Annotated in this window: 9 protein-coding genes and 1 CRISPR repeat array (1 of these 10 cut by a window edge); of the genes, 3 read left to right on the top strand and 6 right to left on the bottom strand. The window is 59.4% G+C overall.

Translation table 11 applies throughout. From position 1 onward, the window contains the following. Positions 1-851: direct repeats of the CRISPR family, unit length 37 nt; unit sequence GTCTTAATGCACCTTTTGGCGCTCGGTGCTTTCTGAC (it extends 692 nt beyond the left edge of the window). 253 nt (positions 852-1104) lie between these two features. Continuing rightward, positions 1105-1800 carry a hypothetical protein gene (locus QU663_RS03410; RefSeq protein ID WP_304990679.1) on the top strand — a complete coding sequence of 232 codons (696 nt, stop codon included), beginning with the start codon at positions 1105-1107 and terminating at the stop codon, positions 1798-1800. On the opposite strand, the gene QU663_RS03415 is transcribed toward QU663_RS03410, so the two are convergent. Further along, positions 1746-3131, bottom strand: coding sequence for an ISL3 family transposase (locus tag QU663_RS03415; RefSeq protein WP_370465141.1), 1386 nt, complete (start codon positions 3129-3131; stop codon positions 1746-1748). The genes QU663_RS03410 and QU663_RS03415 overlap by 55 nt on opposite strands. Positions 3132-3252: 121 nt before the next feature. Between QU663_RS03415 and cas1 the strand changes: the two genes are divergently transcribed. Then, entirely contained in the window at positions 3253-4356 is a 1104-nt protein-coding gene (gene cas1 / locus QU663_RS03420; protein ID WP_304990680.1) for a CRISPR-associated endonuclease Cas1, read from the top strand. Then, positions 4353-4634, top strand: a complete 282-nt coding sequence (gene cas2 / locus QU663_RS03425) for a CRISPR-associated endonuclease Cas2 (RefSeq protein ID WP_021611510.1) — start codon at positions 4353-4355, stop codon at positions 4632-4634. Before cas1 ends, cas2 begins: the two co-directional genes overlap by 4 nt. Positions 4635-4732: 98 nt before the next feature. On the opposite strand, the gene QU663_RS03430 is transcribed toward cas2, so the two are convergent. From QU663_RS03430 to QU663_RS03450, 5 genes are read right to left on the bottom strand one after another with little or no spacing between them, the layout of a single operon-like run. Further along, positions 4733-6988, bottom strand: coding sequence for an RAMP superfamily CRISPR-associated protein (locus QU663_RS03430; protein WP_021611511.1), 2256 nt, complete (start codon positions 6986-6988; stop codon positions 4733-4735). Between the two features lie 2 nt (positions 6989-6990). Further along, complete coding sequence (locus tag QU663_RS03435) at positions 6991-7575, bottom strand: hypothetical protein (protein ID WP_021611512.1); 585 nt, start codon at positions 7573-7575, stop codon at positions 6991-6993. Then, a complete protein-coding gene (locus QU663_RS03440; protein ID WP_021611513.1) occupies positions 7572-10391 on the bottom strand; it encodes an RAMP superfamily CRISPR-associated protein in 2820 nt (939 codons plus the stop codon). Before QU663_RS03440 ends, QU663_RS03435 begins: the two co-directional genes overlap by 4 nt. Then, complete coding sequence (locus QU663_RS03445) at positions 10388-12490, bottom strand: RAMP superfamily CRISPR-associated protein (RefSeq protein WP_034480908.1); 2103 nt, start codon at positions 12488-12490, stop codon at positions 10388-10390. Before QU663_RS03445 ends, QU663_RS03440 begins: the two co-directional genes overlap by 4 nt. Beyond that, on the bottom strand, positions 12487-14511 hold the full coding sequence (locus QU663_RS03450) for a hypothetical protein (RefSeq protein ID WP_034480911.1): 2025 nt from the start codon (positions 14509-14511) through the stop codon (positions 12487-12489). The genes QU663_RS03445 and QU663_RS03450 overlap by 4 nt, the downstream gene beginning before the upstream one ends. Between the last annotated feature and the right edge of the window lie 10 nt (positions 14512-14521).

A 14521-nucleotide genomic window follows, 5' to 3' on the forward strand; every position in this document is an offset into this window, starting at 1 on the left:
GGCGCTCGGTGCTTTCTGACAGATCGAACAATTCGGTTCGTATGAGGAGTTCGTGAAAGTCTTAATGCACCTTTTGGCGCTCGGTGCTTTCTGACGAAGGGCGGGGCAGTTGCCATTAAGGTTGCCGCGAATTACCGGTCTTAATGCACCTTTTGGCGCTCGGTGCTTTCTGACGAAGGGCGGGGCAGTTGCCATTAAGGTTGCCGCGAATTACCGGTCTTAATGCACCTTTTGGCGCTCGGTGCTTTCTGACGGTGAGCCGGTTGGTCGTAGGTGTCCGCAGGCGTTGGTGCGTCTTAATGCACCTTTTGGCGCTCGGTGCTTTCTGACTCGCCAAAGCGAAAGTTAGCAAGTCGAGTCCTATCAGTCTTAATGCACCTTTTGGCGCTCGGTGCTTTCTGACACACCATCGAGGAGCGGCAGGACGTGCGCGGCATCATGGTCTTAATGCACCTTTTGGTGCTCGGTGCTTTCTGACTCGCGTCTACATCGTCTCGATGATCGCCGCGCAGGCGTCTTAATGCACCTTTTGGCGCTCGGTGCTTTCTGACTTGGCATTGCGTTTGCGCTTGCTAACGATCTGATTAGGTCTTAATGCACCTTTTGGCGCTCGGTGCTTTCTGACCAGTTAGGGAGTCCGTGTACGACAAGCCTAAGTTGAACGTCTTAATGCACCTTTTGGCGCTCGGTGCTTTCTGACCTGCTACTACTGCACTTTTAAGCGCTAAGAAAGGAGAAGTCTTAATGCACCTTTTGGCGCTCGGTGCTTTCTGACTCACAGAAATCTACCCTGATCTGCAATTCATGCGAACCAGTCTTAATGCACCTTTTGGCGCTCGGTGCTTTCTGACTGCCCGGCGTGTCGCACCCCCTGTGGCCAGGGAAAACGTCGTACCGGATCGCCAGTGGCCGAAAAAGCACCCCTCCGGCCAGCAAGCACGAGGTTAGATTACCAGACTTTTCGTTGCGACTGCTCGCATCGCCGCGGAACGCCTGCGGGGCCGACTCTGTCCCGGAAATCGCCGCCATCATCGGCGTGTCGCTTCTCCATAACGCTTGACGCTTGGCGAGTAACTGCAAGGTTGTTGAGTGGAAGGACAGACAATGACGACACCTGCCACGGCCTCGTCCCTGAGAGAAGCAACCAGCCCCGAGGCCCTCACTCGCGCCAGACGCAGACTTCTCACAGCACACCCGGACCCCACCAGAGCGAACACCCCCATGTCAGGAAGCCTCACCGACGAGCAGGTCCGCCTCCTCGCCGCGAGCGACTGGGTCCATCCACGCATCACCGCACTCGACGCGAACACTCTCACGACGGCTGACACCATCACCCGCGCGCTCCTGGCCGAATCAGTGCGCGAAACCCTCGTACGCCGCCTCGCCGCAGAACGCCCCCACGGCACCTACGACGACACGCGCGCAGGACACGATGCCTTCAGTAGGGGAGTTGTCGACGACTACGACCACGGCAACCACCACCTGGCGCGAGCCACTATCCGCTCGGCCGACCCAGGCCTCGTGACCCGCGCGGCACTCTCGGCACTAGGCCTGCCCGACACCGACACCACCATTATCGACGAACTCGCCCAGGCCTCGGACACCAACCCGATCGCGAGCGTGCTCGCCGACGCGGCCCTGCTGGACCTTGACAGGTACGCCACTGGGCGAGGCCTGCGCTACTCGCGAGTCGAAACCGCCCTCATGCTCGCGGCACCAAGCGACCAGTGCCTGGCCGACGCCATCTACAGGCTCTTCAGAGTTGAGTGTGGGTGGAGGCGTCTAGGCCTCCTGCGATGAGGAGCATTCGGAGTTTGTAGTTGGTGGGGTTGCGGTAGCCTCTGGCGGTGCGTCTGCCCAGCTCGATGATTCCGTTGATGGCTTCCGTGCGGTGCGTTGCTGGCTCCGTCGGTATCGAAGTAGGCCAAGAAGGCGTCCTTCCACTTGCGTAGGGTCCGGCCCAGGCGAGCGATTTCGGGGATGGGACACGTTGGTAGGCGCTGGATGAGACGAGCTGCCGGGCGTTGGCCTTGGGTGGGTGTGTCTTGGTGGAAGACCTCGCGCACTTGCTGGGCGCAGCGGTAGGCGGCTTTAACACTGATATGCGCTTCATCTGCCGTGAAGGCCTCACGGAGGCGTTCTTGTTGACGCTTCGTGAGCCGATCACGCGAGGCGCGCAAAAGAAGCCGGATTTGATAGAGGGGATCACCCTTGCGTCCGCGGTGACCCAGGGTGTCTTGCTGGACGCGGCGACGCACCTCACCTGGGGCGTCGCCAGCGAGCTTGACGATGTGAAAGGCGTCGAGGACGCTGGTGGTGTCTTGGAGCTGGTCGTCAATGGCGTTTTTATATCCTTGGAAGGGATCTAGCGTCGCGATCTGGATACCGGAGGGGAAGTCTTCGCCGCGCTCTTCTAGCCAGTTCTCATGCACGGTGCCAGACCTTCCCGGGACCAGGTCTAACAAGCGGGCCGTGGGGTGATCCTCCCCTCGCGTCAGGTCTACGATGCCGGTGAGCTCACGGGGCCCCCGTCGGCGTCGGTCCTGGTGGTGCCATACGTGCTCGTCAACCCCCAGCACCCGCACTCCCGTGAAACGGGCAGGGTCATCAGATGCGGCTTGCAGATACGGCTTGATATGGGACCACACGGTGTTCCACGTGGTTCCTAACTGGCGGGCCAATCCTGCAATGGTGGCTCCCTCGAAGCGCAACTGTCGGATCGCCCAGCGGATCGCCCGGGCGCCCAGACGCGCCCGGGGTGCGCACATCTGCTCGTCATGCTCCAGGAATGTCACCGTCTGGCAGGTGGTTTCGCGGCATATCCATCGGCGCTTAAACCATCGGATCCGCGCCGGGACCCCGGCCCAGGGCGCGTCGATGACCTCCACGACCACGCGCCCGTGGCCTTGTGCGATCACCCCACAACCCGGGCAGCCAGCACAGCGATCACAGGACTCTATGTCGAGCACCAGCGCATTTGGGGTGCGAGCCACGCTCATCAGATGGAAGCCCTCCAAACCGACGAGCAGATCACACCGATCACAACGATCAAGCGACACGCAGCAGCAGCAGGTAGGGTGAGACATTGTCGAGGTCCTTGACGACAGCGGGGGTAGAAGTCCGCTCATCATCAAGGACCTCGACCTCTACCCGCAACCCCCGACCAACACCCGGTCACCCACACTCAACTCGGAAGAGCCCATCTACACCGTCGCGGTCGCGGCCATTGGCGCGGGCGCGCGCCTCACCGACGTGACGACCCAGTACATTGACGAGGAGAACGCCCTCGCGAGCATCGGCATCGACCCGTGGGCCACCCGGTCCAGCGACGAACACACAGGCCAAGCCGACCGCATCCTCTACGTCGGCCGCGACGGCGCACGCGTCCATGTCAAAGCGGGCCGCGTCCTCGTAGACGCGCCCGGCTCGCTGCCCGCCACCTCCGTGCCGAAAAACAGCGTCACGCGCATCGTCCTGTCCGGAAACGTCGGCCTGTCCGCCGGCGCGCGCTCGTGGGCGATGCGCAGTGGCGTCGACGTCGTGTGCCTGTCGCGGCGAGGCTCCTACCAAGGCACCCTCATCGGCGCCAACAGGGGAGCGCACGCCAGCAGGCTCCTCGCGCAAGTCGCCCTCGTCGGCGACCATGAGCGGCGCGTCCGCCTGGCCGCCAGCCTCATCGGCGCGAAAATCCGCGGCCAAATCCACGTCCTCACCCGCATCGCCCGACGCGACGAAACCGTGCACGTCGCCGACACGACCGCACAAATGCACGCGTGGCGTCGCTCGCTCACGGATGCGCGCACCCTCGACGAGATCATGGGCATCGAAGGCGCGTGCTCCAACGCCTACTTCGACGCGCTCGCCGCGTGCGCACCCGCCGACGTTACCTTCGACGGGCGCAGCCGACGCCCACCCCGCGACCTGCCCAACGCCGCCCTGTCCTACGGGTACGCCATCCTCCTGTCCGAATGCGTCGGCGCGCTCCACGCCGCCGGGCTCGAACCGAGCCTCGGCATCGCGCACGCGCCCACCGACAAGCGGCCCAGCCTGGCGCTGGACCTCATGGAACAATTCCGCCCACTCCTGGTCGACCAAACCGTCATGGCACTCCTGCGCACGCGCAAACTCCGGCCCGAACACGGCGTCGTCGAGGCCGAAGCCGGGGGAGTGTGGCTGGGCAGCGACGGCAAGAAAATCCTCGTCGACGCGTACGAGGCCGCCTGCCAGCGATCCGTCACCGGTGCCCTCCCCGGATACTCGGGGTCGTGGCGCAGGCACATCGCCCACTCCGCGCAGATGCTGGCGCGAGCCATCGCGGAACCCGACTACCAGTGGAGCGGGGTCGCCTGGCGATGATCTACATCATCGCCTACGACATCGCCGACAACAAACGGCGGCTCCGCGTCGCGAAAACACTGGAATCCTGGGGCTACCGCATCCAAGAATCCGTGTTCCAACTCCGCCTCGATTCCGCCACGCTGGCGTGCGTGCGCTCGTCTCTAGCTGTCCTCATTTCGGAGAGCGACGACGTCATCCACATCTACCCCATCTGCTCATCCTGCGCCGACCGTGCCGACATACTCGGCGCGGCCGTAGCACTGGACGACGTGGGGTTGTGCCGGGGAGTGTGGTGAGAGGCTAGCGGGCGTGGCGTAGGCACATACCCAGACAAGACTTGATGCCTGTTGTCTTGAGGCAACACTGGAACTCACGGCGGCGCTCGTAGCTGTGCTCAGTTTGGTTTCTTCGGTATTTTCAGAGCCTCGTCCCAGTTGTCGGCAGCGAGTGGGCGTGGGGCCTGTCCGCGCCCAGACTTAATCTTTCCGTCAGACTCGGTCTTATTATTTTGTTGATTCTCGCTCAGTGTCATGTAACGAACATCAGTACTGCCGGGATAGCCTAGGCAAGACCTGAGAAAAGCTTTGCACCATGGTGTGTTGGAAAGAACCTGATAGAAGTCCTCTGCATCCTTAAAGAATTCCTCTTTCCAATCCTCGTTAAGCTCATCTATCTCGGGGTCGATGACTCCTAGGCATCCTTTGAGAGCTTTGTAGTCGTCAACAAGTCCAAATACGTTACTGTTGTTTGGAGAAGCTGTTTTGATGCAGCTAAGTGCAGAAAAGGATGTGCGAACTACCCCAAGGCCGAGAGGCTTACCCATACCCATTCGCAGGTAGCCCTCATCGGGAACTTTGCCATCCTTTTGATTAGAATCTGGCAGATGTTGCTCCTTCTGTGCGTACCGTCCTAGGAGCTTAGAGTCTAGAACCCAAAGGAGTGTCCAGAGCTCCTCTTTTCGTAACCCTTCAAAATGAAGAGTGCATTGGAATGTGCTGCTGCGTGGAATCCAGCTTATTGCTGTGGAATAGATATCCTGATTCGTCTTCTCCTGTCGTCTAGGATTCTCTTCTGATTGCTCTTTTTCATAAGACGCTAGGGTTGCGTAATCTAAGCGTCCGTCCCCCTTTTTCTTAATTCCTGCATCTCCGCGTCGAAATCCATATGAAGCCGCACCGAGGAAGTCGCCTTTGGAATAGTAACCAGGTCTAGGACGTCCGCTGATCGTGTGGCCTGAGGCATCAGTGAGAAAACGGCGAGCCGAATTTGTCTTTGGTTCGAGAAGCGGGCGAAGATCCAATCTTATATCCTTCGGTGTTACGCCGCTTGTGTCAACTGCGCTGATTGTAATTCTTCCTCTAAGGTGCGATGCCTGTCTGTTTGACTGATCGGAGGGCCTCTGAGTGTCGTTGGATGTGAAACCAAAGATATGGTCGGCAGGGGAAGCCTCGAACGCGTCGACAACCGGGAGCACTCCCTGTGCCCGTGCTAAGCTGCGTGGACTCCGCGAATAGTTGCGTCTGCCGACCTGCGTAGGCATGAGCTCAACGACCTTCCTGCCATTGAGGCGGGCATATGCTAGCAGACCGGAGTGGTTGATCGGATCTATGTCCTTGTTGCCTGCTCGATCGATAACGAATCTGCTTGGTTTAGTTGGTATCTTTGAAGTGGGATCTGTTGAGTCGTAGGAGTATGACCAGATAATCTGATCGTAGGTCTCTGCCACTACGGGATCGATCTCAATTTCTTCACAATTGCTAGGCTGGTCATTGAAGAAGATTCGCTCGGATAGTTTAGAATCGAATATAGACTTTCCAGCCTTGAGGATGTGGTCAGGTGTGGTGGAATAAAACCAGCCCGTATGTGCGGTTTCCTCACTATCCGAATTAGTGACCCAGTCTGGAATGTTGAGCTGCGAGTATACCTTATCCTCTCTAGCTTTGATCTGTGTGACGATATACGAATCCTCAATCTTTTTTGCCATAAAGTCAATGAGTTTGCCGTGTTGGAGCTTGTTCCAGACGGGAGAGTCCTTGAGGAGGGGGAGTCGCTTCTTGTTTTCCTCGTCCCCGTCGGTTTCATGTGTCAGTAGTTTTGCGTAGAGAGCACGCCTCGGACCGTACAGCAGTTTCCCTCGGTGAGTGCCCTGGTCGTACTTATCATTTAGTCTTACCGGCACAAGTTCGAGAGCGGCAGCTGGATCTGCCCTGTATGTCAGAGTAGCGTTGTGTTCGCCGAAGGCGCGGAAACGTGAGGCTGTCAAACGTTCGTATGCGTTTGAGATCATGCCTTTAATCATTGCTGGGGAAATTAATGGATTTTTAGTTGTTGGATCGATGGGGATTGAGATTTCAGCAGGCGTTCCTTTTGATTTCTTTTGATTACCAAAAATAAGGGCTGTCATCACTTCAATTGATAGGCGGAGAGATCCATTATATGTATCAATTCCTAGGTGGTCAAGGGGGGTGGGTATTTTGTCAGCCAGAAAGGTTGTTATCTCTTCAGTAAGATTAGGGTAGACGGAGCCGCTCTGTTCTTGAGCCTTTGTGCTGCTGGGTGCGGGCCTTTGAAAGGAGGAGCGTAATACTGGGATGCAGTTCACTGATGAATGGAAAGAAGTGGATTCCGGCTTTTGTTTGTTGCTTGACATGATTAGTTCCATTCTCCCGTGAATAGCTGGTCGACCACGACCGTGTTTCCGTACTTATCCTCTTCGCGTATGAACTCGACTGCCGTCATCTGCTTGGTGGTGGCGTTTTCTTTGCTCTTGCCTGTCTGAGCGGAGGGGGCCTCCGAGGTTGAATCTGCATCACTGTCCGCTGCGGACTCGTGCTGCAGATAGCTCACCTTGTGGAACCATCCACTGACGGGTTTTGGCTCCGAGCCTTCGGACGCTGCGTTGGCTGTGCCTTTCGTGAGTGTCAGCTCAACGGCACCCACGCCGTTTACCCAACGGAACTCGTGGGCAAGCGTCGAGTCTGCGCTGTCACTGTCAATGACCCGCCAGAGGCGGATCTCATAAGTGCGTGAGTCATCGAAGCTTGCGGACTTTACATCCGGCACTCGGTGCGTACCGTTGGTTGTCCATACAATGCCGGCGAACTCGTGGGCAGCAGATTTCTCATCGATATACGCAGTGAGCGCAGTAGCGTTACCGATTATGTGATTGGTGGTCGTTAGGTGGCAGGGGAGCAGGTTTGCTGCGTGCCCGTGGTTATCGATATTTGTCTCATTCATTGCTCGTCGCTCTCATTAGGCGTGGAGGCCCCGTTTGTTGGCTCTTCGAGCTTTTGTAAACGTTCAGCCCAATCCTCATATGAGGGTTCTTTCTCTGTCTTGTTTCTCAGATAGGCCAGAAGTGCTGTTGCGCCTCCGCGCGCATCATCTTCACTGCTATCGTTGCGTTTCCACAAAATCTCTTCTGGTGGAGTATTTACGACCTGACCATCAGCGCCAGCCACGCTGAGGCTCGTTACCTCAACTTGGCCGTGGCCTCGGGTTGTCCTGCCTCCGAGCGGAAGCGTGCCCGCGCTGAGTTCCGCTAGGGCAATACACAGGAGACACCAGGACGCTCGGGCGAAGGGTAAACACTCGTCGAGTGGTAGGCCGCCGATACCCGATTCGGTCTTCACGTTCTGAAGAAGACGTGCGGTGTCAACCTCGATCACGATGTCATTCCACGTCGCGTGCGGATAGGTCACCTCGTTGAACAGGAGCCCCTCGACGACTCCGCCGGTCCACCGGTCGATTGCATTATGAGTGACCGTGACTGACGGTCCGGTGTCCTTCGTCGTACAGTCTCGGACTCGAACTGCCCCACGATATTCGGTGGTACCGAACATGTAACGCACGAGCCGTGGCTCTTTTGCCAGTTGCTCGTGAATATCGATGGGTACCTGGTTGCCATCGCTATCTGCCTGAGTGAAGCTCTCGACCTGTGATGGGGGATTATCGGCATACAGTACGGTTCGAGCGATCCGCGAACACCTGGAGCGCAGTGCACCACGAATTGAGGTGCCGGGAAGTAGCAGGGGAGCTGTGCTGTTCTTCCCGTTATTGTCAGCACTCTTAGCACTGAGGGGATATTGAGTATTTCCGTCGTCTGCCTGGGGGTCATGCACGAATACGCCCGTCGGTGAATTCCACCCGATCCGCACCGTCGTCGGGCGGAAGTGAGAGGGAAGAGAACTTCCCTGATCGTCACCGGGTCCTAGCTCCGCCCACTGTCGAATCAGGTTGATGACTCTTTGCTCAGCCGAGGTTGCTTCGTCAACATCTTCCGCAAAAGCGGTGAGGATACGCGTCAGAATGTCTCGTGCAAAGTTTGCTCGAGCCTCGCGCACCTTGCAAGAATCTTCGGGATGGTCGGCTGCCTCGAAGAGGATCTCGACAGGTGATGTATCGTCTGGCAATCCATTGACACGCACACATGAGACCTCGATGAAGCCGAGACCCCCGCCTGTCCCTCCTCCAAGAGGGAGGACTCCCTTGCAGAGGTCGGTGACGGCCATGGTTAGGAGTAGGATAGCTGCTCGCAGGCGGTTTTTGATGGCCGGTTGCTCACAATCCTGGTCTGACGAGGACACGGTTGAAAGTGCGCAGTCGCCGAGGTCCTGGCAGATATTCCGACATAGCTGCGCATGGTCGATCTCGATCTCGATTGCATCCCATGCAGCATGCGGATACAGCAGCTCCGAATACAACGCTCCGTGGGCAGCGCTTCCGGTGACTCGGTCGATCGCGTTGCGTGTGAGCTTCAGAGGCTTATCCTTTTCCCCTTGTCTTGGGATCTGCCCCTCGCAGTCGTGGACGCGGACCGCTCCCCGGTACTCGGTTGTCCCGAACAAGTAGCGGACGAGGATCGGATCTACGGCGAGCTGCTTGTGAACATCCTCCGGCATCGTGAGTTCGTCGCAACCTTCGCTGTCGCTGACGATGCTGCGAGCAATGCGAGTACAGTGAGACCGCAACGCCCCGCGGATCGACGTGCCCGGAAGCAGCAGCGAGGCCTTGTCCTCATGTGCGACTTTCGGATAATTGGCATCCCCGTGATCGGCGCGATGCGTGTCATTGAGGTGCCAGTTGCGCAGTGGCGCTGCGGGTACCGTGTCTTCTTCCGAGGATTTGATGCCGTCGGGCTTGTTCATTCCGACGAATAATCCCGACGGAGCCTGCCACTCAATCTTGATGTTGGTTGATGCAGATTGACGGTCCAGGTTCTTGTCAGGCTCGATGTCTACAGGCGAGCGCTGGTCAAGTATGTCAGCAAGAACGCTAGCTGAATCCCCCTTTTCGCTCTTCGAATCGGGGACGACTACCAGCTTGCAGTCATAACTAGTATTCTCGTTGATCGGCTCGATGCGACCCCAACCGGACCCTGTCCTGCCTCCGAGGCTGATGCACTTGCCGTGGAGGAGTGTTACGACCGCTTGCAGGGCTTTCTCAACGAGAGCAGGGGGTGCAGGAGGTGTCCCCTTTGTTTCCTTGCTCGGTGTTGTGGACTGTGCATTCTTGTCTTCTGGGGGTTCTCGGGTCGGGTCCTGGGCTTCGGCACTGACACAGATCTCGAAAGTCGTGTCCACGGGCAGGTACTCGTACGCGAAAAGTGCACCGTCTGCGGCCCCGCCGGTGGCACGGTCAATGGCCGTGCTCATGCGGTGGGGGAGCTCGCCTTTAGTACGGTCCCATACCACGGCGTGGTGGAAGGTGAGGGCGCTTGCCCGCAGTGGGCGGGATTCGTCGGTTCCGCTCTCACGTTGCTTTTTGCGAGTACCGACCTCCGAACGCATCTCACCGCCCCACAGGCTCTTGAGTTCCTCTTTGCGGAAGCCAAGCTCTTTCATGTGTTCTTCGAATGCGGCACGAATGGCTCCCTTGATGGAGCGACCCGGTAGGATCGCCTCACCCAGCCCGTTACGCACGAAAGCGTTCGGCTGCACAGTCCGGCCGTCCTCGTCGGTTATGGGGCGCTCAGGTACTTCGTCGACGCCGCCGGAGTGCAGCGCGGAGACGACGCGCACGGGAATCGTCATGTCATAGCGGTAAATGGTCATGAGGCAGCCTCCGTTGATGCTGTAAAGCTCTTACTCCTGGTCTTGAACAAGGGGAGCGTCGCTTTCGCCAGGATGGGGGAGTCCACGAGGAAGCGTCCGTATCCCTGGGGCGTCAGCTCACCGACGCCGATATGCCCGAGTACCTTGAGCGACCCCAGATCATCCGGGGAGACACGCACTTGGACTACTGAACCCGCTTGGATCGCCAGCCGTGTGGCGCGAGGTGCGTTATCCCTCGGCGACCACGAGTCCACGCGCCGGTGCCGGATCGCAGTCAGAATCCGTTTACGATTCTTGTCGTCTGAGTCCTGATTGGGGCTCTCCTGAACGACCGTGACCGGAACGTTGGCCCGCCTGAAGGCAAGCTCCAGATCCTCAACGCTCCCGCCTGGTCCCAGAGCACTCGACCGTGCGAGCACGTCGGACGTGAACCACAGAGTCACAACCTCGGTGGGTTCGCAGGACGAGGCCTGGGTTCCCTCATCGGTGACAGGACCCTCTGCCGGGGGCGGGGTGCTTCCGACCTTGGTGAAGGTGCTGCTCACAGTGCAGCGGGCGCGCCCGAAGGTCCCCGTGAGCTTGCGGGATCCGAGGAATGCTGGCTGCTCAGCAATGCCGAGGTTGAGCGTCAGAGGTGAATCAGTGGATGTAGCAGCGGTGCCGCGAAGCTCGCTCAGTAGTCGTTCCGACACAACAACCGAAGCTCGCAGTTTCAACCCGGTGGGCAGGGCGCGCACGAGGAACAGCTGTCCGTCTTTCGCTGCGCCCGTGTCTGAATTGATCGCCGTCGACTGTCGACCAATCAGCGAGGGCTTCCCGATCCACCCCGTGACGGGAACGCCGCTCGATTTAACGAAGACATAGCGGCCACGTGTGGGGATCGTGTTGTCTCCGCATTCCTGATCGTCGATGGGGATATGCCTGTTGAAGAGTGTGCAGGGTTCTTTATCGTCTTTTTTGTCCTCGAGTTTGTCCTCGGGGACCTTCTCATTCTCCAGAACAAAAGGAACGGGCAACCCAGCCACACCCTTGTAAACCGGTAGCGCATCGCTGATGCGCAGGTCACCGCTGACGATAGCGGAGTGCACGAGGGTTTTGTCCTGATACTTCTTGCGCAGCAGGCCGTGCAGCCACGGGACCAACACGGTTCCGCGCAGGAAGTCCAACGAACGGACCTCGTTCGAGAAAGGGACCTCGTAGGAGACAACCGGCGTATCAAGAACGATGTCGAGGGTCGTTTCGTACCAGGTCGTGTCGCCGGACTCCGACTGTTGAAGGCCGGGCATTGCGATGTCTTGGGGGCTGCTCTCCAGAAGATCCTTTGGCAGGTCTGGGACCTCCTGCAAGCTTTCCCGAGCGCGGCTCCGCAGGTGACCTGCGACGGTCTTCACGTCTGCCGACGAATATGTGGGGATGTCGTCGTTCTCTCCGTTCGCCAGGATCCGTGTCAGCGCGTCGGCGGCTTCCTCATCCTGCAGGTCGGGCTTCGCGTAGTCCTCGTTGCTGACCGCCACCGTGCACTCGCCGTCGCCTCCGCTGCGGCCCGAGCCGATGCCTCGGACCATGAGGCCCGCGACCCCCAGGAGGAAGTGCGCAGCTTCGATTGTCGCCGGATCGGAGAGCTCAGCCCCGGCCTCGTCGATGAGGGTGAACGTGCCCGTGAGGATGCCGGCTGCCGCGCGCTCCGTGAAGCGCAGGAACTGGTCGCGCGCTGTCCCCGTGGTCGGGTCGATGGAGAGGGACACCGTGTCGTGGATTGGGATTTTCGAGGCCGGGGTCGCATCCGAGAAGAGAACGTGGCGCGGGTGGGGGACAGAACCTGGTTTGCTATCGGGGTCCTGGCCGAAGAGCCACAGGGCAAAGCTGGTCCACTTGCCCTCGTCTGGCCCGTCGAGAGCCCGCGCCGCCAGCATCGCTTGTTCGCGCAGGACACCCGTGATGACCGTGCCGCGCACGACCGGCTTGCCGTTGCTGCGCTCGATTGTTGAGTGCGTGCGACCCGCCTGGCCGACGCCCGTGGACACGCCCCAGTCGGACGTGAACACGATGGTTACGTGGCCGCTCGCGGTAGGAGAAGTAGTAGGTGAAGCGGTGGTCACTGGGCACCTCCTGCGATGGATTTATCTGCTGCTTCCTGGGAGCCGACGCAGTCGGCGTCCCCGCTAATCCGTGAAGCGAGGTAGCCGTCGGGCAAGTTCCCGGGCAGGTCGATGAGGTCCAGGAGCCATCGCACCTGCTCGATGCAATCCTCAGTGTGCTCGTTGGGATCGTCGAGGCGCGTCTTCGAGGGCAGTGGCCCCAACGCCTTCACGAGCGCCTTCGTGCCCCGCGCGTTCTCCTGCGCATCCGTCCACTCGAGGCGGATTGTGCAGATGGGGTGCTCGCAGCGCTTGGTTTTCTTCTCGTTGTCCGACTTGTGCTTGCCGTCGTCCGACTTTTGCTTGTCGTTGTCGATCTGCTCCTGCATCGCGAACGCCTTTTCGTTGTCCTTCAGGACGTAGCCGAGGCACTCGGATCGAGCCTTATCATCCTTAGGAACATTGACATAGTCGGCGAGGAGTTTGACAATGCGGTTCGCGCGGGCACGCGGGAACGGGTCGCCGGTGGTCTGCGTGGGATCGTCCGGTTTCTTGCCGTCGAAGGCTGCGACCGCCTGAAGGATGCGCGCCCAGGAGGACAACGGCTGCGACGTCGTCGTGGGTGCTTTTTCGGACGAGGTCGTGGTTTCGTCCCCGATCCGATCCGGCGCGTAGCATCCGATCAGGAAGGGGCGCTGCGAGCGGCCCTTGTACTCGTCCAGCGTGTCGTCCGGGTCGAGGACCGTCGCGTCGCGCAGGACGTGGAAGTCGATCGTCGAACAGGGGACTTCCCCCTTCCTCTTGCCGAGCTTCTTCCCGCGCGACACCAGGCCCTCCGCCAGGTCGTAAGCAATGTGGAACGGGAAGTTGCGGCCCACGATGGCCACGCCCGCCGAGGCCGTGAGTGGGCCCGCTTCCTTCGCGCCGGCGACGACCGCGAGCTGTTTGAGCAGCTCGTCCTTCTCCGTGAGCTCCTCGTAATGGCGGATGTAGGCCTCGGCGAAGGGGATGGCGAATCGTCCGTCTGTGTAGACAGTGACATCGTCGCCACCCACGAGGACGGGCACGATGGGAACGACTGTATCTGGCGTCAGTTCCTGAACGTCGTACCACGACAGTGCGATGGCGTCCTTCACGGTCTTGTCGAGACGCTTATTCACCACCATGATGAACGCTTGCAAAGCATCATTGGGCTCAGTGTGGACTTCATCAGCGGATATGCAGACCCCAGCTTCTTGAGCCTCACTGTGTGCTGAACCGAGATCGCGCATGATCGCGCCAACGCCGTTACCGTCAATATGGACGACTCCGACCGACGACAACATGTCCTTGGCATCCTCGAACTCCTCGCCGTCCTGGAACGCAGCCGCAAGCTTGGTTGGATCGAGCGAGGGTTCTTGTTTGAGTTCCTTTCCTCGCTTCGCAAGCCGCTCCTTCACATCGTCGACTTGCTGCTTTCGCGACATCGATGCGAATGCTCGCTTCACGCGCGACGGGAGGGATAAAGGGGAGGACTCGTCGAAGTTATTCGGCTGCAGGGACTCCTGAGAGAACTCCAGAGCGCCTAGCGATGCAGATGCGGGAAGAGCGGACTCTGAGCCGCGTTCCAGGAACGGGAACTGCGGGAAGCGCGCCGCCGCCGGTCGGCGGTTCAGCGAGTACTCCAAAAAGACACGATCAAGCTTTTGCAGGTCGTCCGCATCTACCGTACTGGATGACGCCTTGACGAAGACTCCCGTGACGTCGAGGCCCGGGGCGTCAGTCAGCGCACGGAGCGTCACCTCTCGGATCAGTCGCTTCGCTAAATCCTTTGGGTCGCCATCAGCCTCGGTGAAGCGAACGATCACCTTGCCGGACGAGTCGGAAACCCAGAAGGATCTCGGAAGGGTCTTCGTATCAAGGAGTTCTTCTGCTTTATCCTTCACCCACTTGGACAGCAGCGTGATCTCAAAGGATGCGCCGATCTGCTCACGCAGGCGAGGCGAGGAGAAGATGAAGGGCTGGTTGCTGTTTGTCTGCAGCATGACGAGGTAAATTGTCATGGTCGGTTCC

The organism is Schaalia sp. HMT-172 (assembly GCF_030644365.1).
GTDB lineage: Bacteria > Actinomycetota > Actinomycetes > Actinomycetales > Actinomycetaceae > Pauljensenia.

Excerpts from the sequence above, each read along its gene's own strand:
- QU663_RS03410 (WP_304990679.1), top strand. The coding sequence starts at position 1,105 with ATGACGACACCTGCCACGGCCTCGTCCCTGAGAGAAGCAACCAGCCCC.
- QU663_RS03415 (WP_370465141.1), bottom strand. The coding sequence starts at position 3,131 with ATGATGAGCGGACTTCTACCCCCGCTGTCGTCAAGGACCTCGACAATG.
- cas2 (WP_021611510.1), top strand. The coding sequence starts at position 4,353 with ATGATCTACATCATCGCCTACGACATCGCCGACAACAAACGGCGGCTC.
- QU663_RS03430 (WP_021611511.1), bottom strand. The coding sequence starts at position 6,988 with ATGTCAAGCAACAAACAAAAGCCGGAATCCACTTCTTTCCATTCATCA.
- QU663_RS03435 (WP_021611512.1), bottom strand. The coding sequence starts at position 7,575 with ATGAATGAGACAAATATCGATAACCACGGGCACGCAGCAAACCTGCTC.
- QU663_RS03440 (WP_021611513.1), bottom strand. The coding sequence starts at position 10,391 with ATGACCATTTACCGCTATGACATGACGATTCCCGTGCGCGTCGTCTCC.
- QU663_RS03450 (WP_034480911.1), bottom strand. The coding sequence starts at position 14,511 with ATGACAATTTACCTCGTCATGCTGCAGACAAACAGCAACCAGCCCTTC.